Source organism: Leptotrichia hongkongensis, from assembly GCF_041538065.1.
GTDB classification, from domain to species: Bacteria; Fusobacteriota; Fusobacteriia; order Fusobacteriales; family Leptotrichiaceae; genus Leptotrichia; species Leptotrichia hongkongensis.
On the sequence record NZ_JBGORW010000007.1, the window covers coordinates 35,032 to 61,653 of the forward strand.

The window sequence follows — 26,622 nt, forward strand, 5'->3', positions numbered from 1 at the left end:
CTATGGAAGGTGAGAAATATGGAATTAATTATACACGATTTAGACGATGAAAAATTGAAAAATTTAAAGTGGAAAATTGAAAAAAAGGAAAAAATTATGGATAAAATAAAAGATAGTATAACTCAAAAGAAAATAATAGTTGATGAAGATGTGTCTATAATTTGTGACAGTGGTAGAATTAAAAGCTGTATGGGATGTTTTGAATGCTGGATTAAAACACCTGGGAAGTGTAAAATTAGGGATGGATATGAAAGTTTAGCAAAATTATATTCAAAAGCAGATAAAGTTGTGATTATAAGTCAATGTGTCTATGGTTCTTACAGTCCATTTGTAAAAAATGTGCTAGATAGGACAATTCCATATTTATTACCATTTTTTAAATTTAAAAATAAAGAGATGCACCATATCCCACGAAATAAAACAAAATTTGGGTTAAATGTGTATTTTTATGGAAAAAATTTGTCATCAAATGAAAAGATAGCCGCTAAAGAAATAGTAAAGGCTAATAGCGTAAATTTAGATGTGAAAACTTTTAAGGTTTCTTTTTTGGAAGATTAGGAGAATGATGAGATATGAAAATTAGTATAATAAACGGAAGTCCAAAAGCAATTAAAAGCAATTCTGAAATATTGGGAAATTATTTATCATCCTTGCTTAAAGAAAATGAAATAAAAAAATATTATTCAATTTATTTTAGATTAAATGATGAAAATAAAAATGAAATCTATAATAGTGATGTTTTAATATTTCTTTTTCCATTATATGTTGATGGTATTCCGTCTAATTTATTAAAGTTATTTGTAGAATTTGAGAAAGAAAAAGTTGTAAATCCAGCAACTAGAGTTTATTGTATAGTTAATAATGGATTTTATGAAGGTAAACAAAATCGGTTAGCAATTTTACAGATAAAAAATTGGTGTGAAAAGGTTAATGCGAAATGGGGGCAAGGAATTGGTGTAGGTGCAGGAGAATTGTTGCCGCATTTGAAAAAATATCCATTGGGGCAAGGACCGCTAAAAAATTTAGGTAAAGTGTTAGATAAATTTTCTGCTAATATTCTAACTTTAAAAAGTGATGAGGATATTTATATAAATCCAAACTGGTTAAAAAGCCTGTATTTTTTTCAAGCTACAATTTCATGGATTTTAAAAGGTAGAAAAAATAATTTGAGAGTAAGAGAACTTTTCAGAAAAAGTAATTAAAATTGTATAACTAAAAAAGACTATCCTTAGATTGTGATAGTCTTTTATTTTTGTTAATCTTAAAAAAATTTTTTTAAAATCAATCAGTAGCAAAAAATTAATTTGCCAATGAATTAACTTTTAATGTTAATCTAGATTTTTTTCTTGATGCAGTGTTTTTCTTAATAACACCTTTTGTTACAGCTTTATCTAATTCTTTATATGCTACTTGTAATGCTGATTTAGCTTCGTCGACATTTTTAGCTTCAACAGCGGCAAGCACTTTTTTTACGAAAGTTCTAGTTCTGCTTCTGATAGCTTGATTTCTAGCTGCATTTCTTTCACCAATAAAAACTCTTTTTTTAGATGATTTTGAGTGTGCCATTTATTTCTCCTTTCAATAGTTTTACTTATAAAATAAATTGCTATATAGTTAAATATATTGCAAATTACACAATATATTATCATTTTTTTCAATAAAAATCAAGATATAAAGAATAATTTTTTTCTATTGTCTTGATACTAGGTTATTTTAATCAATAAATATTTTTTTGTGATTTATATGTTTTTTCTTTTTTTATAAAGCAAAGGGGAACAGTCGCTATCCCCTTTGCAAACCCAGCTCGTCTAAGCATTTTTTTTGAATGAAAACTAAACTCGCTTTTTAATAAAAGTTATACCGACCCTTTAGATATTTATTTTTTAAATGTTTTGAAAAAGCTCAAACAGTAGTTTTCATTCCAAAAAAATCACGACATTTTTCATTTAATCATAAATAACTATTTTGATTAAAAATTATAATTTAAAAAAAGACTCTATAAGTTTTAAAATAAGCAAAATTTTGTTAAAGAAAAAATATATGAATTATATAAATAAAATCCATTAACAATAATTTTTTCAATAGGTATATAAAAAAAGAAAGAGAAATTTTTTATTCAAATTCCTTGATAAATTTAGAAAAAATCTGTATAATAGACATAGGAAAAGAAAGTTATTTAAAAAATGGAAGGAAGAAAGATTATGAAAAAAAGACCAGTAGTTTTAATAATTTTGGATGGATGGGGGATGAATCATCATGATAATGAAGTTGATGGAGTAAAATTGGCTCATCCAGTTAATTTTAACAAATATCTTAAAGAATACCCTCATACTGAATTGAGAGCAGATGGAGAATTTGTTGGGCTGCCTGAAGGACAGTTTGGAAATTCTGAAGTTGGACATACAAATATTGGTGCTGGAAGAGTTGTTTACCAAATGTTGCCAAAAATCTCAAAAGCTATTAAAGAAGGTACAATTTTAGAAAATAAAGTGTTATCAGATATTATGGAAACTACAAAAGCTAATGGAAAAGCTTTACATATTACAGGATTAACTTCTGATGGTGGAGTTCACTGTCACATTGACCACTTGATTGGATTAGTTGATATGGCTAAGAAAAAAGGGCTTACAGAAGTTTATGTTCATGCGATTATGGATGGAAGAGATACTGCTCCTGAAAGTGGAGTGGAATACTTGGCTCAATTGCAAAAAGCATTGGATGAACTTGGTGTAGGAAAAATTGCTACAGTTGTAGGAAGATATTATGCAATGGATAGAGATAATAACTGGGACAGAGTGGAACTTGCCTACAATGCCCTAACTTCTGGAGAAGGAAACTTGGCAGCTACTGCTGATGAGGCAATCAGAAATTCTTATGCAGAAGGAATTACAGACAAATTTGTAAAACCTGTTAAAATTGGTTCAAAAGACAATGGATTAATTAAAGATGGAGATGGTGTGATTTTCGCAAACTTTAGACCTGATAGAGCTAGACAATTAACTAGAACATTTGTTGACCCTGAATTTAATGGATTTACAAGAAAAGTTTATCCTAAAGTAAACTTTGCTACAATGGCTCAATATGATGCGACATTCAGTTCACCAGTGGCATTCCCGCCTGAAATAATTATAAATGGATTTGGGGAAGTGGTATCAAAAGCTGGATTAATTCAAGTAAGAACAGCAGAAACTGAAAAATATGCACACGTTACATTCTTCTTCAATGGTGGAAAAGAGGAGCCGTATCCAGGGGAAATCAGATTATTGTCTGATTCACCAAAAGTTGCAACTTATGATTTACAGCCTGAAATGAGCGCTTATGAAGTTAAAGAAAACCTAATTAAAGAATTAAATACTGGAAAAGTTGACACAGTTGTATTAAACTTTGCAAATCCTGACATGGTTGGGCATACAGGAAATGTTGACGCTGTTATTCAAGCTTGTCAAGCAGTAGACAACTGTACAGGACAAATTGTAAGAAAAGTATTGGAACTTGATGGTGCAGTATTAATTACAGCAGATCACGGAAATGCTGACTTATTAGTAAATCCTGAAACTAAAGAGCCTCATACAGCACACACTGTAAATCCAGTTCCATTCATTTTCATTACAAATGATATGAAAGATGCAAAATTGAGAACAGATGGAAAACTGGCTGATATTACTCCAACAATGCTTGATTTATTAGGATTAGAAAAACCAGCTGAAATGGATGGAAGTACATTAATTATAAAATAATAGTTTTATAATTAAAAAATAATTTTAAAGATAATATAAAAACAGTGTATTTAAAGAAATCTCTCTAAAATTTATATAAAAAAGAGAGATTTTTTTGTTGTAATGGAAATAAAAAAATGTTATAATACTACGAAAAGAAAATTTAGATTTAGATTTGAAATTAAAATTACTTTAAAATTATGCTAGAAGGAACTACTAATCTTAAATTATACAATAGTTCATTTTTACTAAATCATAAAAATATTTTGAGAATAAATTTGAAATTTCTAATTATATAGTAAAGTTATTTAAAGATAAAATTTTAGTTAATAAATTAGAGTACTCAAACCTTATATTTATATAAATAATTTATGGTTCGAGTATATTTTATTTCAATTCTAAGAATCTTAAAAAATTGGTATATTTTAAAGTGAACTGAATACACCAACTAAATAACATGATTTAGAAAGCCAATCAATTTAAAATAATTCGTAAACAATACTGCTCTACTCCATTCCAAATCAATATTTCTTTATTTTTTATAATTTTGAATAGATTTGAAATATAAAGATAATTTTAATATGATAAGCTGTAATCATGTAAAAATTTTAAATTTTAACTATTATATAGTAATCGGTATTTAAAAAATTAACAGGAGAGTTAAATAATTCGAAAATTATGAGTTTTTGTATCTTATAGTAAAAAAATCAAAGTAAAAAGGAGAAAAATATGAGTAACAATTTAAAACAGGCAAAAAAAGACTTGAAGGCTTTTGCTAAAAGGGCAAAAAACGTAAAGTATACAGAATCATTGCTGTTCTCGTACTTAATAACAGGGATGATAACATTTTCAATTGGGATAAATACATCTTCAGATATGCTTTATGAGCGTATGAACAAAGAATTGGTAATGTCAGCTGAAAAAACAAGGGTTGCAATAAAGAAAAAGAAAAAAGCAAACGAAGAAGCTGTAGAAGACTTGAACTTGGAATTAGTTCAATTAATGGAACAAGGAGATCAGGTTGTAAAATCAAAATGGGCATCATGGCAATTTGGAGCCAATACTTTTACATCAAGTAGTAACGGAGCTTATAAAGGAAGAGGAGACAAGGCGGTTAAATATCCCTTTAATGGCATATTTACTAGAGGTGACTGGGGAGAGACTGGAATTTTGTCTAATAGAAGAAAAAATTTTATAACACCATCAATTAGCACTTCTACAGTAGGTTCACAATCTTACGGATTAGCATCATTGTTACACGTTCAAGAACCTGAAGTGGAAATTCAGATAATGGCAAATGTACGTCCAAAATCTATTTCAAAAGAAGAAATCACAATAAATCCACAAATTGATATGCCAAGAGCTGTAGTACGTCCAGCAATTAATTTGAGTGTAACTTCGCCAATAACGGCACCGACAATTATACTTCCTACATTAAATCCTGTTACGATTGAAGTGCCGAATCCACAAGAGCCAGCTACACCGCCTACAGTAACGGCTCCAAGCATCAGTATGAATTTGTCAGCACCGACAATATCTGTAAATATAACACCGCCATCACTAAGTATGAATGTAACGGCACCGACTCCAACTGTAAACACATTGACAATTACTCCTCCAAATATTTCAGAAGTTAGTGCAATTAGTGTTACTAAACCTACTGCTCCAAGTGTTACACCACCAAATCCAACAGCGAATCCTATAGTTTTTAGTATTCCACGATTGGATTCATATGGAAATAGTATAACTGCTGATAATACAATGAATGCTAATACTAATTTGCTTAATTCTAGTTATACATTAAGTCAGGCACCTGTTGGTCATCGTAAAGCAATTGGAGAATACATGACTAATAACGGTTCTTTTTATTCAGGTGAAAATACAGAGATGCATGTAGATATAACTAAGCAAAGAGCAATAACGTTAGATCCAGGTCTTCCTTCAGGTAGAGGGGGACGAGATAATCCGTCGTTTTCATTTGAAAATAAAGGAAAAATATATTTAGAGGTAATGGAAGTAGCAGGAATTGAAGTACAGCCAGATACATGGAATAATCCGCAAGTTACCGGTATAAATGGTTCAACAGGGCTTATAAGTGGAAATAAGTCATTACAGGTAGCTCTTTTATTTACAGATGAAGGGACAGGTAGCAGTGTTACAAATAAACATACATTGAGAAATGAAGGTGAAATCAGTTTAAGCGGAAATATTTCAGCAGGATTTGCAACTAGTGATTTTAAGAATGGTGTAAATATAAGCACTATTGCAATTAACAATGGAAATGTAAATATTAGTGGAGACAATAGTCACGGTATGGTTGTTTCAAAAACAACAAATGCTTTAGGACCTGATTCAAGTTTTGTGAATAATGGAAAAATTAATGTTACTGGAAATGATTCGGGTGGTATGACAGTACTTGGTAAAATTCAAGGTGGAGCTATTAATAATGGAACAATTACAATAGCTGCTAAAAATTCATTTGGACTTTACTCACAAGTAGATTCTGATGTAAAAAATACTAAAGATGCAAATATTGATATTGAAAATGGCTCTCAAGGAAGTATGGGGATAAGGGTTGGAAATGCTTCGGCAACGAATATGAAAAATGAAGGTACGATTACTATTAATAGTACAGATGGAAAAAATATAGGAGTTTATTCAAGTTCAGCAAAGTTTGTTAATGAAGGTAAAATTAAAGTAAATGGAGCAAATGAAAATATTGGAATGTACTTTAACGGAACGACTGGAACTACAGGAAATCAAGGAACAATAACAGTTGCGGGAAATAAAGTATATGGTGTAATCTTAAATAATGCGACATTTGAGAATGAAAAAAAGATAGAAGTAACATCAACTGGTACTGATTCTATTGGATTATATCTTTCAAATGGATCTGTTGCAATAAATAAAAATGGAGCAACTATTTCAAATGCTGCATATCATGCTGTTGTACAAAATACAGGAACATTTACAAACGCTGGAGTTGTATCCGTTGAAGCAGGTGGAAAAGTAGGGTTATATTCAGAAAATGGAACCTTTACAAATGCAAGTAATGGAGAAATAAAATCTAGTAATGGTGGAATTGCAATATTTACTAGTGGCTCTACTGGAACTGTTGAAGGTACAGTTACAGTTGGAGATTCTGGAACTAGCACTGGAATCGGAGTATATTCTGATGGATCTACTACAAGTACTACTTTTCAGGGAAATGCAGTATTAAATTTGGGAGAAAGAACAGTTGGACTTTATTCATCCAAGGCTAGTGATTTTAGAACAGCCTTTATAATGACAAATCTTAGTACTTCGATTGGTAAAAAATCTGTGTTCGCTTACTTTGGAAATACTGGGAATACAGCAGATGATACTGTAGATATAACAAACACAACGTTACAAAATTTAACAGTTTCAAGTATGGGTGAAAATTCAGCTGTATTTTATGGTGCGAAAAATACGACTATAAATATTGATGGAAATATTACGGCTGACAGTACGAAATTTTCTAATATTGATGATTCTGCACAATTTTTAGTATCTGATGCTGGGAAAGTTAATATTAAATCAGGAAAAATCTTGACTTCTGAATTTAAAACGACAATTTCAGGATTAAATGGAGCTGTTGTAACAAATGATGGAAAACTTGCATTAACAGGAAAAGATGGAGCTATAGGAATTTATTCCAATGCTTCAAAAGTGACAAATAATAATATAATAACAACTGCAAATAACAGTTCAATCGCAATTTATGGAAAAGAAAGTTCAACATTGACAAATAGTGGTACTGGAAAGATAACAACTTCTGGAACTTCGTCAGTTGGGATACTAGCAAATAGCAGTACAGTAAGTAATGCTTCTGGTGGAGAAATAACAACTTCTGGAACAGGATCGGCAGGAGTTTATGGAATAACAAATTCAACAATTGAAAATTCTGGAAATATAACTACAGAAGAAACGGGATCAGCAGGAATTTATGCAGATAACAGTGATGTTACAAATGAAACAACTGGGAAAATAACTTCTAAAAAAGGAAGTTCAGCAGGAATTTATTCAACATCTACATCTGCAAAAAATGTTAAAAATAAAGGAACTATAGAAGTTGGAGTGGCAAGTTCGACTGAAACTCAAAATGTTGGAATTTATGCAGAAGGTAATCAAAACGTAGAAAATTCTGGAAACATAAATATTCATATAGGTAATTCGATTGGTGTCTATGGTAAGGGTGCTGATGTTATAATTGAAAATAAGAAAAAAATAACTTCAGATACTTTGGCTTCAGATGCGATAGGGATAATGTCAGAAAAAGCAAAAGTGACTAATTTCGCAGGTTCTGAAATAAAATTACAAGGGAAAAAATCAGTTGGAATTTATGGTAAAGAATCTGAAATCGAAAATAGCGGAGATATTTTACTTACTGATACAACAGCTGCTTCGGCTTCAGTTGGAATTTTGGCAAATAAAGGAAGTGCTACAAATAAAGGGAATATAGAAATGAATGGTGGAGCTTCTGCTGGAATGCTAGGTTTAGATGGAGCGACTATTTCAAATGATGCTACAACTGGAAAAATTACAATAACTGGAGATAAGTCAGCAGGAATCTATGCAGAAGACTCATCGCCTTCAAATGCAGGAACAATAAGTATTGAAAGTAATAAATCAGCAGGAATTTTTGCAAAAATTTCAGATGCTGTTTCAAGAACTATCGCAAATACTGGAAAAATTGAGTTAAAAGGAACTGGTAAAACAGCATCAGCAGGGATGTATGTAGAGATTAAGAGTACAGCAACAGGAACTACAACATTGCAAAATGAAAAGGATATAATTGTTGGTCAGGAAGAATCAGCTGCAATGTATTTGAAAAATAATGCTGGAGATAATGCTGGAATTGTAGTAAATGAAGCTTCTAATGGAAAAATTGATTTGGATGTTAAGAGTACAGTTGGAATTTTTGTTGATAAAGCTACAGGAAAAAATAAAAATATAATAAATGTAAAAAAAGAAAATTCAGCAGGAATGTATGGGAGTAACGACTCTAACATAACTAATGAAAAAACAATAAATGTTTCACACGAAAATTCAGCAGGAATGTATGCTTCAGATTCAAATGCAACAAATACAGCTAATGGAACAATAACGTTGACAGGATCTGCTGGAGCGACTAGCGGTTCGGCAGCAATGTATGGAAAAATAACAAACTCATCCCAAAAAGACTATTCTATCTTAAATGAAGGAATAATAAATCTGACAAACGTTATCAAGAATGTTGGAATATATGGTGAATCTGTAAGTGGGGCATCTAAAAAATTGACATTACAAAATAATAAAGAAATAAATATTGCTAATGGAAGCCCGGAATCAGTTGGAATATTTGCTTTAAATGATGTTAATAATAATGTAGATAAAATAGAAGTTATTAATAGTTCTGATGGAGTAATAACAGTAAATTCAGAAGAATCAATCGGAATTTCAGCTGTAAAAAGCACAGTTGATAATAGTGGAACAATTATTATGAATGACAAAAAATCAGCAGGAATTTATGGTAAATCTGGATCAAAAGTAACTAATAATAAAAAAATAGAGATTAAAGAAGAAGAATCAGCAGGAATTTATCTTGAAGACAGTAATGCAGTAAATGCATCAGCAGGCACTATTGATGTGCATAAAGGAGCTTCAGCGGGAATTTATGGTAAATTTACAAAAAATGCGACAGAAAATAATACAATAGAAAATAGTGGAATAATTACTTTAAAAAATACAGCTGGGCAAGTAAAAAGTGCAGGAATTTATGGAGAACTTGAAGCAGCTGCAACTAAAACATTGGTTATAGAAAATAAAAATAAAATAGATGTCAGCATGAAAGAATCAGTTGGAATATTTTCTACAAATGCTACAAATAACAGAGGAAATTTAACAGCGGATAATAAAGGTCAAATTGAAGTAAATTCTGAAAAATCAGTTGGAATGCTTTCAGATAATTCAGTAACAAATAATAAAAACAAAATAGCAGTAAACAACAAAGAATCAGTTGGAATGTATGGGAAAAATGGTTCAGAAATAAAAAATCATAATGGTGCTACAATTGAAATATCATCAGCTGGAGAGAGTGCGATAGGAATTTATGCTACTGGTAAAAATACTGCCACATCGAATGCTACTGAAGGAATAAATGAAGGAACTGTTACTGTAAAAGGTAAAAAAGCGACAGGAATGCTTGCGACTGATAAAGCTAAAATAACAAACAACAAAGAAATAATAGGAACAGCAGAATCAGTAATTGGAATGTATGGTGTAGACGATGAGACAGCAGTTATAAATGCAAAGAATGCTACTATTAAATTGACTGGTGAAAAGTCAACAGGAATATTCTCGAAAGATGATGCAACAGCTGAAAATTCAGGAACTATAAATTTAACATCATCTTCTAAAAATTCAGTTGGAATGTTTGGTTCGGCAAGTGCCACTGGGAAGAAAATCAGCTTGACAAATACAGCAGATGGTGTGGTTAATGTAGAATCTGAAAACTCTACAGGAATGTTTACAAAAAATAATGGTAATTTGGCTGATTCAACTATAAAAAATGAAGGAACTATAAATCTAAAACAAAAAAGCACAGTTGGAATCTATACACCAAAATCTACCATAACAAAAGTAGGAAAAATAGCATTAAATGATGATGCGGACTCATCAGTAGCCGTTTATCTAAAAGACGAGGCAACAGTAACTGATACAACTACAGGAACAATAAATTTAGGTACAAAAAATCAAAATAGAGTTGCGTACTATATTAAAGGAACAAGTGCTTCTGATACAGGAAAGATTAATGGATCAAATATTGGAAATATAAGCGGATATGGAGTTGGAGTTTATCTTGATGGAGGAACGTTAAATTCAAGCACATCAAAATTAGACTACACGACGGGTTCTAATACTGGTAATGGAATAATCGGACTTCTTATGAAGGGAGCAACTGCTGATATTTCGGGTTATAACCAGGGAGTAAAAGTAGGAAACTCTGTATTAGGTGGCTCAAATGATCTTTATGCAATTGGAATTTACACTGATGGACAAGGAGCATCTGGAAGCCCTAAAACAATATCAACATCAATAACTACAGGAGCAAATGGAGTCGGATTATTTGCTGAAAATAGCAGTCATATTAAATATACAGGAACTATGAATATAGGAGATAACACAACAGCTGGAACTGGTATTTATATTGGAAATGGTGGAGATGGAACTAAAGCTTCAACGGTAACAATTGATAATGGTGCAGATATTAAGCTAAACGGAGCAAATGGAGTTGGAGCAATAGTTACTAGCAAAGCGACAGTTAATTTTGAAAGTGGTGCAAAAATTGAATTTGGTGGAGATGGAGTAGGTATTTTTGCTCAAAAAGGAGGATACATTGTAGATAATGGTGGAACATTAGTTACTAATGGGTACTCTGTAGAAAGAACCAGAGTTACTGAAGGAAGTTCCATAACTTCAAAAAATCTAACTGTAGCACTTGGAAATGCATTAGATACTGGAAATATACTTTCTCACGTTATAAATGGGGAAGCTATTATACAAACAGGAGTAACAGTCGAGGCAAAACCGTCAACTAAGAATATTATTGGACTTATGGCAGATGGAAATAGCAATCCTGCATTAACTTGGGCTGGAACTGCTGGATATGATGCTGAAAACAAAGGAACTTTGGATTTATCAAATGCCAAAACAAGTACAGCAATGTATCTTGAATCATCAAGAGGACTTAATTCACAAGATATTCTTGTAGGAAATAAATCAACTGGAATTTATGGAATTTATAAAACTTCAACACCAGTTTATAGCAATGCACCAGCAGGAACTGAAAATAAAGGTATAATTACAACAACAGCTGGTTCTAAAATAACAGTTGGAGATGAATCTTCTGCTATTTATGCAATTGGATTTGATAAAGTTGAAAATAAGGGAGAAATAACTGGTAAAGATAAATCTGTTGGAATCTATGCTAAAAATACAGCTGCAAGCAGTAAAGTGATAGATGTTGTAAATGAAGGAAACATCACTTTAGGAAAAGGGTCAGCAGGAATTTATATTGCACCAGAAACTTCGAATGCTTCAAATGCGACAGTTGTAAATAGTGGAAATATAACAATTGGAGATTCTACATTTAATCCTAGTGGAAGTGTTGAATCTACTTCAGTTGGAATATTTGTAAAAAACAAAACAAACTTGACTACTTCTGGAGATATAACAGTTGGAAATAAAGGATTTGCACTGTATGGAAATGATTCTACATTGACCGTAACTGGAGGGAATTACAATTTTGCAAATAACGGAAGTTTGGCATACTTGGAAAATAACGCAGTGTTAAATTATAATAATGCTGGAACATTGACAACTTCTTCGGAGCCGATGTTATATATTGTGGATAGTAAAGCACAAACGAATAATAATGACATCATTGTATCTTCAAAAGGAACTGGAATTTATATGACAGGAACATCTTCTTTTGGTGGATGGAACAATATGACTTTAAATAATGGTTCTACAGGAATTTATGTAGACAATTCAAATGCTACGATAGATGGCAAGAAAATAACAGGTACATCTGACAAGGCAAAAGGAATTGTTTCAATAAATTCAAATGTTACGAATAAAGCGGATATGAAGTTTTCTAGTGATGATTCAATTGGAATTTTCTCACAAAATAAATCAGGTGTGGCAAAATCAATTTTAAATAGTGGAAATATTGATATTACTGGAAAACGTTCAATTGCAGCATATCTGGAAGGAACATCGGATCAGACATTTGAAAATAGCGGAACAATAAATGTAGATAAAACTGCAACCGCTGTTAAAAACGACTCTACTGTTGGAATTTATGCACAAAATGGATCAACAATTAATATCAAAAATAGTGGAACAATAAATGTTGGAGAGGCTTCATTTGGAGTTTATTCGCTTAGTGAAAACGGAAATGTGGAGACAACAGGAAGTTCTGTAATCAATGTTGCAGACAAGGCTATCGGTGTGTATAAAAAAGGTGGAAATGTTAACTTAGGTGGAACAATAAATGTTGCCAATCATATTGCGACAGATGCTAATAGTGAACCTGTTGGAGTTTATGGAACAAGTGGAGTTTCAATTAACGATACTACATCTAACTTTACTGTTGGAGATAAGTCTTACGGGGTAATTTTATCAAATCCAGGTATGAGCAGAACAAATGTTTATTCAAATTCTGCTTCATCAAATGTAACTTTAGGAAAAGAGTCGACTTTCATTTATACAGAAGGAGCATCATCAGTAACAAATAATGCAACAATTACATCTGGAACAAATGAAAAAATTATTGCAATCTATGGAAAAGATGGAGCAAATATTGTAAATAATGGAATAATTGATCTGTCACAAGGAATCGGAAATCAAGGAATTCTTGTAACAGGAGCATCTAATGCTGTAAACAGAGGAACAATCAAAATCGGAAAAACTGATAAATCTGATCCAAATAACATTGTTTATGGAATCGGTATGGCAGCCGTAGGAGGAGCAAATATTTCAAATGAAAGAGATATTTATGTTTCAGGACATCTAAGCATTGGAATGTACGGAGATGACAGAGGGACGACATTAAGAAACTCTGGAAATATATACTTGGATGCTTCAAGTGCAACATCTTCTGATAAAATTCAAACAATGATGGGAGTATTTGTAAATAATGGAGCAAAATTTGTAAATACTGGAAATATTACTACAGCTGGCTCTTATCGTGGAAATGACAATGTTCAAGGTATTGTCGGAGTTGCTGTATTAAATGGAAGTACTTTGGAAAATTATGGAACAATAAATATTGATGCAGACAACAGTTATGGAGTGTTAATAAAAGGTACAGCAAATAATAAATCAATAATTAAAAATTATGGAGAAATCAACATAAATGGTTATAAAACTTATGGAGTAAGATATGATGTAAATTCTCAAGGAGTATCTGGAGATTTGCCAATAGCATCTAATGCAACTCCTGGAAATGTATTACCAGCATTAAATTCTGGAGCGGGAAGCATTACTTCTGGAAATGGAGCAAAAGATTATTATGCGCCAACAGATCCAAGTAAAACTGTTGGAGGAGTGGGAATTGTTCAATTGCCAAATGGACGGCTTGCAATTCAGAGAAATGGTGTAACACTAGATGACAGTCAAGTTCAGACAATTGATTATACTACGCCTTACACAAACTATGCTTTCTCAAACTTTGGAGTATATGTGGATACATTGGGAAGAACACGTCCAATTAACATAAATGGAGCAAATTCTCTTGGAATTAACAGTGATTTATTAATCGGAACAGAATTTTCAGTACTTACAAATGCAAAAAATGTAATTATTGGGAAACAAATATTACAGCCGTTCTTAAATCAGATAAATTCTGGAATATTTAACTTTACTCCGTATTCTGCTTCGCTAACTTGGATGGCAACACCTGAAGTTGACCCATCTACACAGCAGATTACACGTGTACTTATGACAAAGATTCCTTATACAGCCTTTGTAGATAAAACAACAAATGAATACAATTTTACTGATGGATTGGAACAAAGATATGACGTTAATAGCTTAGATTCAAGAGAAAAAGAAATATTTAATAAATTGAATACAATTGGAAATAGTGAAGAAGCGTTATTGGCTCAAGCAATTGATGAAATGATGGGACATCAGTATGCAAATGTTCAACAAAGAATTTTTGAAACAGGTAACTTGCTGAATAAAGAATTTACATATTTAAGAAATGAATGGGATACGAAGTCTAAAAATTCAAATAAAATAAAAGCCTTTGGAATGCAAGGTGAATACAAGACAGATACAGCGGGAATCATTGATTATAAAAATAAAGCCTATGGATTTGCATATTTGAATGAAAATGAAACTGTAAAACTTGGAGAATCGACAGGATGGTATGCAGGGGCAGTAAGAAATAGATTTGATTTTAGCGATATAGGTAGATCTAAAGAAGATCAGAGTATTGTAAAAGCAGGTGTATTTAAATCAATGCCAATAGGAAAAGATCATAACAATAGCTTGAACTGGACTATTTCAGCAGAAGGATTTGTAGGAACTGGTGAAATGAAGAGAAAATTCCTTGTTGTTGATGATATATTTGAAGCAAAATCTGAGTACCGTTCATATGGATTTGGATTGAAAAATGAACTTAGAAAAAACATCAGAACAAGTGAAAGAACAAGTATCTCACCTTATGGAAGTTTAAAATTTGAATATGGAAAATTTGATGGAATAAAAGAGGATACTGGGCAAATGCGTTTAGAAGTAAAAGCGAATGACTATTATTCTATAAAACCTGAGGTTGGAGTGGAATTCAAATATAAACAGCCAATGGCAGTAAAAACAACATTTGTTGCTAAGTTGGGACTTGCTTATGAAAATGAACTAGGAAAGGTTGGAGATGTGAGCAATAAAGCAAGAGTTCGTTATACAACTGCTGACTGGTTTAATATAAGAGGTGAAAAGGATGACAGACGTGGAAACGGAAAAGCTGATTTGAACCTTGGAATTGAAAATACAAGATTTGGTGTAACAATAAACGCAGGTTATGATACAAAAGGTGAAAATGTGAGAGGTGGAATCGGATTTAGAGCAATCTACTAATCTATATTTCTTATTCATAAATCTGTAAACAAAAAGTATATTTTAAGAAAGAGTTATTTCACAATAAATGAAGTAGCTCTTTTTTTATTGAATAAATTTAATAAATTTTTTTTAATTAATGAATGAAAAAACATAAAAAATGTTGTATAATATAAATGTATAGTCAAATGTATTGAAAATATATTTATAATTAGTTCACTTAAAAACTCAAGAAAAATATGTAAAAAGAACTGGATTAGTAGAGAACTTATCCATTTACTTTGTTTTAAGCTAGACTGTATGATAGAATCATTTTGAAATTAAACGAATGGGGTTAAATATAGTTTTTTAAGATAAGCCTAAATAAAAGGAGGTTTGTAAAATGACTAAAAATGAAGTAATAAAAAGTCTTACAGATAAAATAGAAATAAAGTCTGTTTACAATGAAATAGTAGACTTCCTAAATGGAAAGACAGAAAAGATTAATAATGTTTATAAAAGGAATTTACGATATATTAATAATTTTGAGATGAAAGAATTTATAAAAAGGGATGACTTCTTGGAAAGTGAGGCAGGGAAGACATTATTAAAGTATTTTGAGTATATGTATAATAATTTTCCTGATGAACTTAGTTATCAATTTTCAAATTTTCCTTTAAAATACAAAATATATAAATTTTTAGGTTTTTCAGATGAATTTGTAAAAAAGGATTTTGAAAATAATTCGGAAACTAAAAATAAGAATATTTTTTGGAATAATTGCAAGTATTTTTTGAAATATTTTGAGAATTTGGCAGATAGTTATATTAAAAACTACGATTCATATTCAGATAATTTTTTGATAAAATTAGGAATTTTGATAACTGTTAAAAATGTTATATTAAAATGTGAGAAAAAGTCTGAAAATATAGAAGAAATACAAAAACTTGATAATATCTTTATAAGATATATTGCAGATAAAATTGAAAAATATAAAATTAATAAAATATTTTCAAAACATCTCGACAATAAAAATTTTAAAAGATATTTTCAAAATATGAAAATTTTAAATATTGAAAAAGTAAGAAAATACATGGAAAAAAGTTTTTTTGAAATTTTGAGCGAAAATAAAGCGATTTCAGAAGTTGTTTCTGAAGGAATGGAACTGTTTATTATGTTTTCTGAAATTGAATTTTCTTCAACAAATAACAATTATTATTATCGAAATAAAATGTTTGAAAAATTGGAAAAAAATTTTAAAAAATATAATTTCTCACAAAAGCAAAGACTTTATTTACTTGTAAACTATGGACTTAATGTTATTTTTAATAATTTTGAGCGTTCTAAAAAGATGTATTATTTATTTTTGGATACAATAAAGGAAGATTTAGAAAGTGCAAAAGAATTTTTAAATGACAATCTTGAAGAAAATAAATTAGAATATTCATTTTTGCTACATTTTTTTATAAGAGAAAATTTAATTAATAAAAAAGATCAGCAAAAATTATTAGCAATGTCTGAAGAGATATTAATCAAAGATTTAAAAGAACTGTTTGAAGAAAAAGCCTGGAAATGGCATCCAAGTAAATTTAGAAATCTTGGATTTTTGGAAAAAGAGAATATTGACTGGGAAAGTATTACCGTCGAATGTTTGGGATATAAGCCAGTAAATATTTTAGCAGAAAAGGATAAAATAATATTTTCGCTTTTTAAATATTCTGATAAATATAAAAAAGTTTTTCAATTTCTTATAAATAGCACAAAAAAGATTGATTTATTTAAAGATATATTTTTAAGATACGATGTAATTTATGGAATATCTGACTTAAGAAATATATTAAATGAAATGTGGAATTATGGGCTAAGATTAGATTTTATAAACAGAAAGTATTTTGAATATGTTGAGAGAAAAGGTTTTGATAATAAAAATAATAAAATTTGGATGGAATTTTTGCGTGAGCATGAAAAAGAATTATATAAAATTTTTGAAAAAGGGGTAGAAATATCAAAAGAAATCGAAAATTATGTAAATATTTTATATTTAAAAGATAATGGATTTGATTATTCAGAATTACCTAAATTACTGTTGAATGCAAATGAATATGTAGGACATCAGATTGAAAAAATTTTAAGAAGAAGGCTTGACACAAAAAATGAAATAGAAAAAATTATTGAAAAACAAATTTTTCCTGCTTCACATATTGCAGAAAGATTAGTAAAATATTGGGATAATATGGAAGCTCAAAAGGGATTAAGAAATTTAATGGATTCAAAAGAAATCTTTGAATATGCTGATAGCATCTGCCTTGAAAAACATGAGGAAAATGCAGTATTTAGTGGAGAAGTAGATTACGGAATGATAAGAATAAAGGACAGTGATAAAAAAATTCCTGCAAAATTAATGAAATTTTATGTATCAGAATATATACTCGCAAAAGATATCAGAAGTATTGAAGTTTGTAATAAAATTGAGGAAATAGTACAGAAAAAAGATTTGAGAAAATTTGTTAAAAAGATTTTTGACAGATGGAAAGTTCATATGTTTAATCCAAAGTATAAAAATATCTTTATACCGTTAATAAAAACTGCTAGCGTAAAACAGCTTGATGAAGTTACAGAGATAGTAGATATGCTTGTGAGCGAGTATAATAAGATTGCAGTTGCAGCTTATGGAATAAGAGTTTTATCGTTACGTGAAGAAGTTAAGCAAGTGGGGATATTATTAAACAGCTTCATATTAAACTATAAAGATAAAAGAATAAAAATGGCGGCTAACGAGGCATTGGAACTGATTTCGCAAAAACAAGGAATGACACGTGATGAATTAAATGACATTTTAGTTCCAGATTTTAACTTTGAGATGGATAGGACAAAAATATTTACTTATGGGGATAAGAGAATAAAAATTGAGCTTGATATTGCAAAAATTCCTCAGAAAGTTATTCTTTATGATGAAAATAATAATAAAGAAATAAAATCATTTCCAAAAGTGAGTAAAAAAAGAAATATTGACAATGAAATATTGGAAGAATATAAAAGAGAATTGAAGTATATAAAAAAACAGTTGAAAGAAATATCATCAGTTCAGAGAAATAATTTATTAAAGGCATTATTTACACAAAGAAAATGGAAAGCAGAAAAATGGAAGGAAATTTTTATAAAAAATCCAATTATGCAAAAATTTGCAATATTTCTTCTTTGGAAAGAAATAGATGAGAAAAATAACACTGTAAGTACTTTTAGATATACAGAAAATAATATTTTTGAATCAATTAATGAAAAGGAATATCAATTGAATCAAAATAAATTTGTAAATCTTGTATATTTTCCCGAATTAAAAGAAGAAGAGAGGGAATACTGGAAAATGTATTTTAATAATAAAAAAATACTTCAGCCAATAAATCAAATAAACATTCCTTTTTACAAACTTACAGAAGAAAAAAAGGAAAAAATAGAAATTTTAGATTATAATGAAAAAGAGTTTCTAGTAAAGACATTACGGAAAGAAAGTCCAAAACTTGATTTTGAGATAAATTATGGAAATGACGGAAAAGGATATGGAATTCATTACATTGATAAAAACACAGATATAACAGCTGTCATTTTAACAAATTCGTTTTTTTCAGGAGATTATACAAAAAAATTAAGAATCGAAAAAATAGTATTCTTTAAAGGAAGTCCAGTAGTTCAATATGAAAAAACATTGGAAAGTCAGGATATAAAACTGTTAAAACTAAAGGAAATTCCGAAGAGAATATTAAGTTTAGTGTGTTGTATGATTGAAATTTTATCAAGTGAAGGAAATAATTAAAATAAGGAGTATTTATGAATAATAAGAAAAAAATAGCGCTATTTTTAGGTGCTGTTTCTTTAATTGCTTTTGGAAATTATAAGCAATTTGTAAAAAATAGTAAGCAAAAAACAGTTGTAGAAGGAAAATCTAGCGAGAAAGCGTCTTCTTCGTCAAGTAAAGCGGATAAAGAAGGTAAAAGCAGTGAAAAAGCAACTTTATCTGCAGGAAATAATCCAACGCAAAAGGTTCAGAATACAGAAGTTATGGCTGAAATAAAATCAGTACCGCAGCCTCAGCCAGCTAAAACTGCAGTTCAAAATAATACAGATGATACCAAAAACAATAAATCTGATAAAAATTCAGAAACAAAGGACAGAGAGAAAAATATCAGCAAAGATAAAACTGAAAATTCGTCTCAAGATAGGAAAAACCAAAATTTAAAAAATAATAAAAAATTAACTGAGGATAATAGTCTAAAAACAAATAAAAATGTAGAAAGCCAATACAAGCTTAATACAAAAAATAAAGAAGAGACTAAAACTAAGAAAGAAAGTAAATCAAGTGAAAAAGCAACTTTATCAGGTGGAAATTAGGTGAAAACATGATGTATAAGGTTCAAGTACGTTTTTTATTTCATTCGGATATAAAAATTAAAATACCTGAAAGCTATGATGATTCTGTTTTTGACAGGTTATTTGGAATTTTAGAAGATGTGAATGAAAAGTATAATTCTTATGCTGAAAATTCTTATATTGATAAAATAAATAAAAATAGTGGGCATTTTGTAAAAGTAAATAATGAAACTATAAGTATTTTGAATAAAATTATTCATTTATCAAAAATTATTGGTGGAGAGTACGACATTACAATAATGCCTCTTATAAGACTGTGGGGTTTTTATAAACAAACCCCCATTTTGCCATCTTTTGATAAAATAAAAAAAGCGAAAAGGCTTGTGGATTATAAAAAGATAATTATTGACAAAAAGAAAAAGCGGGTAAAAATTGAAAAGAATCAGGAAATTATAACAGGTTCATTTATAAAGGCGTATGCGATAGAAAAAATGGCTCAGGAAATGAAAAAAATCGGGATAAAGGACGCAATTGTAAATGCTGGCGGAAGCAGTATTATTGCAATTAATGAATGGGGGATTATTGCTGAAAATCCTGAAGATGAGAAGGAAATATTAAGAAATATAAATGGAATGCCTGTAAGAATAACAAAATATGAATGTAATAAAGAAAATAAAGATAATGATTTATTTGAAATAAAGATAAAAGATACAAGTTATTCCACATCTAATCAGAAAAATACATATCTTTTGATAAATAACGAAAAATACGGACACATTATAAGTCCTAAAACTGGATTTCCATCTCAAAATAAACAAGTTGGAGTAATTACAAAAAGTGCTTTTTTTGGAGATATTATTTCGACAGGACTATATAATCAGACACCACAAAAATTTTATGAAATTATGGAAAAACTATCTAAAGAGATGGATATTTCAGGATTTTTGATTAATAATATAGGAAAGATATTTTATTTTAATATGGAAAAATATTTTTGTGGAAAATAAAAAAGGAAGAAGGAAATAAAATGGCAAAAGATGTTTTACATGAGCTAAGAGATATAAATTCGTTAAAGTCAAGGAGAAATAATGTAATACTAATATTCCTGTGTTTTCTAGTAGGAATTTTTTCTGGAATTATCGTGGGGACATATACATTAATATTAAAAAAGATGTCAATTTTTAGAGAATTTTTTACAACAAATCTAGAATTTTATAAAATAGCTATTGGAATAGCAATCTTTATTATTATGGGATTAGCTATACAATTTATGCTTACAAAATATCCATTAATTAGCGGAAGTGGAATTCCGCAAGTTAGCGGACTGCTTACGAAAAAGGTAAAGTTTAGATGGTTTGGGGAACTTATTACAAAATTTGTAGGAGGAATATTAGCAATAGGGGCAGGAATGTCTATGGGCCGTGAAGGGCCTTCAGTGCATTTGGGATCTTTGGTTGGTTCTGGGGTGAAGGAACTTACGAAACGCTCTGAAGTGGAAGAAAAGTATTTGGTAACATGTGGAGCAAGTGCTGGAATTTCCTCAACATTTAATGCACCGCTTGCAGGAGTGATTTTTTCTCTTGAGGAACTTCACAAATTTTTCTCGCCATTACTATTAATCTGTACTCTTGTAGCAAGTGGAACTTCAAATTATGTTTCAAGAATGATTTTAGGCTCACAAACTTCTTTTCAATACAATTTTGTGCTTCCAGAAGGTATACCGTATTATATATTTGCAATTATAACAGTTGTTTTTTGCATTATAATTACAGTTACTGGAAAAGCATTTAGCTATTTTCTGCTTTTAACGCAAAAACATTATAGAAATCTGAAATTGAATAAATATATAAAAATATCAATATTTATGATAATGGCGTATATTGTAGCAGTATTTTTTAGAGATATTACAGGCGGAGGACATGAACTTATAGAGGAAATGTTTGGAAAAAATGTAATGTTAAAAACAATCGTTATAATTTTACTTCTTAAATTCTTTTATACAATGTTTTGTTATGCAACAGGAGCACCAGGAGGAATTTTCCTGCCAATGCTTGTAGTAGGAGCTTTGATAGGAAAAGTTTATGGTGAGATATTAAATAATTATTTTTCAGTTCCAAATGAAATAATTGTACATTTTATGCTGCTTGGAATGGCTGCATATTTTACAGCAGTTGTCAGAGCTCCAATAACTGGGATTACATTAATTTTGGAAATGACAGGTAACTTTTCATATCTTTATATGCTAATAATTGTCTGTACAATAACTTATATTTTTACAGAATTGCTTAAAATGGAGCCAATTTATGAAAGACTTTATTTTAATATGTTTCATAAGCAAATTTTAGAAGAAGACAAGGAAAAGAGAAGAATACAGAAACGTGCTAAAAGATTGGAAATATTGGAAAAATGGTGGAAAAATAAAAAAATCGAAATTGGTATAAAGCCAGACGGAAAAAATGTAAAAGACAAGATAGTAACACTTTTAATTCCTGTCGGAGCAAATTCCGAATTTGACAATAAGATGGTAAAAGAGCTTAAATTACCAGAAAATCTGTTAATCGTGAGTGTGCGTAAAGCTGGGAAGGACAGTATCGCACGAGGAGATACATTGATTCAGAGTGGGAATCAGCTTGTGATTATTACAGATTACAGGACGGCACAGGAGTATGCTGGAGAACTGAGGGAGAGAGGAATGAAGATTGTTGATGAATTTTAGATATATAGTAAAACTACTTTAAAACTAAACTCAAAAGTTATGACTATTTTACTCAAACCCTAAATTTATATAATTTTTAGTAGTTTAATTTTAAGTAGGTTTGAGTATAATTTAAAATCTTTTTCTTAAACAAATAATTTAATTTTTTGACTTTGAAAAAATTAGAAATTATGTTATAATTTGAACTGTGATAAAAATTATCATAAATTTAAATACAGGGAGGAAAAATGAATAAAAGTAAAATTAACACAATTGTTGGTTCAATAGGGGCATTTATTGGAGTATTTGTATTTATAACGTATATTCCGCAGATTATTGCCAATATAGGAGGAGCAAAAGCACAGCCGTGGCAACCTCTTACTGCCTCAGTTTCTTGCTTGATATGGGTAATTTACGGATGGACTAAAGAACCTAAAAAAGATTATATTTTAATTGTACCAAATGCAGCAGGGGTAATATTAGGATTTATGACTTTTATTACAGCACTTTAATAAAAAAATAATTTAAAAGACTGTGAAAAAAACAGTCTTTTTTCTTTAACTTTTCATTTATATAGGGTATAATAAATACAGATAAAAATAGAAATAATAAAAATTTATTTAGGAGAGAAAATGAAAAATAAAATAAATGTACTTGGATTAGGACCTGGAAATTTGGACTACACTTTACCAGTTGTATTAAAAGAAATTGAAAAATCAGATGTAATAATCGGTGGAAAACGTCATATTGAAAGCCTTGGAAAATATGCAGAAAACAAAGAATACTGCTACATTAATGCTGATTTACAGCGAGTTCTGGATTTTATAAAAGAAAACCGTGATAAAAAAATGTCACTAATTCTATCAGGAGATACAGGTTTTTATAGTATGCTAACATTTATGCGAAAACATTTTGAGGCTAGTGAACTAAATGTAATACCTGGAATTTCCTCAATTCAATATATGTTTGCTAAAATTTCTGATTATTGGAATAATGCTTTTATATCTAGCGTTCATGGACGAGAAATGGATTATGTTGAAAAGTTACGGGAATTTGGTAAAATCGGACTTTTGACAGATAACAAAAATACACCGCAGAAAATATCGGAAACACTGATTGAAGCTGGAATGGATAGCTCTATTATTTTTGTCGGAGAAAATTTATCTTATGAGAATGAAGAAATTTTGGAATTATCAGTAAAAGAAATGGTAAAAGTTGAGAAAAAATTTGAAATGAATGTAGTTGTGATTTATTGGGATGGGAAGGAAGAGTAAGTGAAAAAATAGAATAGATAGAAAAAATACCACTTAACAAAATTAATTGTAGGTGGTATTTTTTTTATAAAATATTAAATTTTCCTAAAAGTATTAATTTGAAATATTTTATAATTTTTTTTAAATAATTTTTCTATCTTATTTTTATTATTTGTGTTAAGATATTTGTAATTTATAGTAAGCTTTTTAATAACAAGTTATTATGAGTTTTATATTATTTTAAATTTAAAATGATATATTTTGTATTTTATGAAAAGTAAATAATTTTTCAATTTTTTTTTACAAAGTATTTCTAGGTACTATAAAATAAGGTCTAAAATATATTTTCAATTAATTGTATTTTTTCAATAAAAATTTCAAAAATTTAATATTGAAATAGTTAAAATCATAGGTTATATATTAATGTAGCCTTAATTAAGGAGGTTAAATGTTAAATAATAGAGAAATAAAAATACTTGAGATTTTTTCTTCTGAAGAAGAAGTTTTTATTAAGAAATTAAAAGAAAAATTTGGTATTTCTGAAAGAATGATAAGATATGATATTGAAAAAATCAATTTTGTTTTGTCAATATTTAATATTAAGCCTATATATCGAAATAAATCAGGAACTTTTAAGCTGGATTGTGATAGTAAAATAAATAAAATAAAGGCTATAGTAAAAGAGGCAGAGCCTGTAACTATTGAAAAAAGAAGGAATTTAATAAAATTTCTGCTTATAACAACTGTAAAAAAAATTAATATATCTAATTTGATGGAAAAGTTTGATACATCAAGGATTACAATTAATGGGGATTTGAATAGGATAAAAAAAGAATTTGAAGAAAAAGAGATTAAATTAATTACAAAAAAAGGAATAATGCTTGAAGGGAAAATATCAAATTTAATAAAATATAGAGTTGAAAAAATATCAGAATGTCTTAATTATTTGAAAAATATAAAAAATAAGACTATTTATGGAATGAAAATAGAAGAAATATTTAAAGAAAATCTAGGCATAAGAGAAGTAAAAATTTTTAGTGATTTTTTGAAAAAAATACTATCTAAATTAAATTTTTCAGCAACTGATGAAAATTATAAAACATTACTTTCTTATATTATTTTGTTACAATCAGAAAGTTTTCACGAAGAAATTAGCAATTTTATATGTGTTGATGGTGAGATAATAAAAGAATGGAATGAATATGACATAATAAAAAAAGAAATAAAAAATTATGAATTAAATGAAATTTTTAATGAACAAGATATATTTATTATAACAGATTTAGTAGTTAAAATAAGTTCTTATAATAAAGATTCTGAATTTTATGAAAATTGGATTGATATAGATATTTTGGTAAAAAATTTAATTGAAAATATAAATAGCAGATTAAATGTGGATATATCAAAGGATAAATTATTGTTTGAATATTTAAGGCAGCATCTGAATCCATTTTTCTATAGAGTAAAAAATGAATACACATTAAATGATAAATTTATACAGGATTTAAAATTTACAAAAAATAATCTGTTTTATTTAATAAAAGAGTCTCTTAATATTTTGACAAATATATTAAAAAAAGATATACCTGACGAGGAAATATTTCTTCTGACTCTTCATTTTCAAGCTTCAATAGAAAGAGTTGTGAATAATAACATAAAAGTAAAAAGGATAATAATTATCAGTACATTAGGATACGGAATCTCTCAAATACTGGTAGATAATATATCTTCCTTGTTTAATGTCGAAATAGTTGCAGTAACTCCTTATTTTAAACTAAAAGAAACATTGCTTAATAATGAAAATATAGATTATATAATAACAACGATGGATATAGAGGATAAAATTTTATACAACATTCCAATATTAAAGGTAAATCCTGTATTTACAATAGATGACAGGAAAAAAATGCTAGATGTTGGTTTTGTATCGAATAATAAAAAAGTTTTAATATCAGAATTAATTCAAATTATAGAAGAGGAGGCAAAAATAAACAATAAAGAAGAATTGATAAAAAAACTTGAAAATAAAATGAAAGGAAGGATAATAAACGATGTTGTAGAAGCGGAAGAAGAAAAAGACATAATTACAAATGAAAATATTATTTTTAGTTACGATGGAAAAAATATTGAAGAAGCAATAGAATATACATGCAGACTTCTGGAAAAAATGAAATATATATCAAGTTCATACACAAAAAGTATTTTGGATATATTAAGAAATCATACATCCTATATGATAATACATAATGGAATAATTTTGCCACATTCAAAAAATAAAAATAATGTATTTAAAACTTCGGGAATTTTACTTGAATTGAAAAATACGCTTGAACTTAATGGAAATAATATAAAATACATTTTTACTTTTGCCATAAAGGATAAAGAAAAAGAACTGAATAGAGTGAGTAAAATTATAAATAAAATTTTTAAAGACGAACTGATAGAAATAATGAAAACAAAAAATAAAAATAAAATAGTGAAATATTTTTCAGAAAATACAGATGCATAGAAAGGAATAAGGTATGAAAGATTATTTTAAAGAAGAAAATATTTTTTTTGATTTTGAAGCAAATGACAGAAATGATTTTCTATCTAAAATAGGTGAAATTTTATTTGAAAAAAAATATGTAAATAAGGGATTTGTAAATTCGATTATTGAAAGAGAGGAAAATTATCCTACAGGATTGGATTTTGGTGAATATAAAATTGCTATACCTCATACAAATCCTGAATTTGTCAGTAAAGAAGGTATTATAGTAGTTAAACTGGAAAAACCAGTTATTTTTAGAGACATGGGGTTAAATGAAAATGATTTGGAAGTATCAGTAATATTTGTACTGTTGATACAAAAGGGAGAAGAGCAGGTAAATTTATTGACAAAATTGATGTCTTTGCTGGAACAGAAGGAAGTTTACAATAGTATAAAAAATACATCAGATAAAAAGGAAATATTACAAATATTAAGTAAAAATTTTTAGGCAAGGTGATT

13 protein-coding genes are annotated in these 26,622 nt (G+C 28.9%); 12 read left to right on the forward strand and 1 reads right to left on the reverse strand.

The genetic code is table 11. From position 1 onward, the window contains the following. Positions 1-18: 18 nt before the first annotated feature. Positions 19-558 (forward strand): flavodoxin family protein, encoded by a 540-nt coding sequence (locus tag ACEG17_RS06475; RefSeq protein WP_372583032.1) that lies wholly within the window; start codon positions 19-21, stop codon positions 556-558. Between the two features lie 14 nt (positions 559-572). Further along, a complete protein-coding gene (locus ACEG17_RS06480) occupies positions 573-1,202 on the forward strand; it encodes an NADPH-dependent FMN reductase family protein (protein ID WP_372583033.1) in 630 nt (209 codons plus the stop codon). A gap of 97 nt (positions 1,203-1,299) precedes the next feature. Here ACEG17_RS06480 and rpsT read toward each other — a convergent pair whose 3' ends face one another. Continuing rightward, the gene (gene rpsT, locus ACEG17_RS06485) at positions 1,300-1,566 is read right to left on the reverse strand and encodes a 30S ribosomal protein S20 (protein ID WP_006804906.1); all 267 of its coding nucleotides are present in this window, start codon (positions 1,564-1,566) and stop codon (positions 1,300-1,302) included. Between the two features lie 635 nt (positions 1,567-2,201). Here rpsT and gpmI point away from each other — a divergent pair. The 10 genes from gpmI (at position 2,202) to ACEG17_RS06535 (ending at position 26,611) form a co-directional block, all read left to right on the forward strand. After that, entirely contained in the window at positions 2,202-3,737 is a 1,536-nt protein-coding gene (gene gpmI, locus ACEG17_RS06490) for a 2,3-bisphosphoglycerate-independent phosphoglycerate mutase (protein ID WP_372583034.1), read from the forward strand. Positions 3,738-4,445: 708 nt separating this feature from the next. Next, positions 4,446-15,362, forward strand: coding sequence for an autotransporter-associated N-terminal domain-containing protein (locus tag ACEG17_RS06495; RefSeq protein WP_372583035.1), 10,917 nt, complete (start codon positions 4,446-4,448; stop codon positions 15,360-15,362). 361 nt (positions 15,363-15,723) lie between these two features. Beyond that, entirely contained in the window at positions 15,724-19,131 is a 3,408-nt protein-coding gene (locus ACEG17_RS06500; protein ID WP_372583036.1) for a DUF4132 domain-containing protein, read from the forward strand. A gap of 14 nt (positions 19,132-19,145) precedes the next feature. Beyond that, a complete protein-coding gene (locus ACEG17_RS06505) occupies positions 19,146-19,706 on the forward strand; it encodes a hypothetical protein (RefSeq protein WP_147005876.1) in 561 nt (186 codons plus the stop codon). Between the two features lie 11 nt (positions 19,707-19,717). Beyond that, positions 19,718-20,692: an FAD:protein FMN transferase gene (locus tag ACEG17_RS06510; RefSeq protein WP_372583037.1), complete on the forward strand. Its 975-nt coding sequence runs from the start codon at positions 19,718-19,720 to the stop codon at positions 20,690-20,692. Positions 20,693-20,712: 20 nt separating this feature from the next. Beyond that, positions 20,713-22,401, forward strand: coding sequence for a ClC family H(+)/Cl(-) exchange transporter (locus ACEG17_RS06515; RefSeq protein WP_372583038.1), 1,689 nt, complete (start codon positions 20,713-20,715; stop codon positions 22,399-22,401). Positions 22,402-22,628: 227 nt separating this feature from the next. After that, positions 22,629-22,892: a SemiSWEET family transporter gene (locus ACEG17_RS06520; RefSeq protein ID WP_372583039.1), complete on the forward strand. Its 264-nt coding sequence runs from the start codon at positions 22,629-22,631 to the stop codon at positions 22,890-22,892. 120 nt (positions 22,893-23,012) lie between these two features. Continuing rightward, positions 23,013-23,654: a precorrin-6y C5,15-methyltransferase (decarboxylating) subunit CbiE gene (cbiE, locus tag ACEG17_RS06525; protein WP_372583040.1), complete on the forward strand. Its 642-nt coding sequence runs from the start codon at positions 23,013-23,015 to the stop codon at positions 23,652-23,654. A 427-nt stretch (positions 23,655-24,081) separates the two neighbouring features. After that, on the forward strand, positions 24,082-26,142 hold the full coding sequence (locus ACEG17_RS06530) for a BglG family transcription antiterminator (protein ID WP_372583041.1): 2,061 nt from the start codon (positions 24,082-24,084) through the stop codon (positions 26,140-26,142). A 13-nt stretch (positions 26,143-26,155) separates the two neighbouring features. Beyond that, positions 26,156-26,611: a PTS sugar transporter subunit IIA gene (locus tag ACEG17_RS06535; RefSeq protein WP_372583042.1), complete on the forward strand. Its 456-nt coding sequence runs from the start codon at positions 26,156-26,158 to the stop codon at positions 26,609-26,611. Positions 26,612-26,622 lie beyond the last annotated feature (11 nt).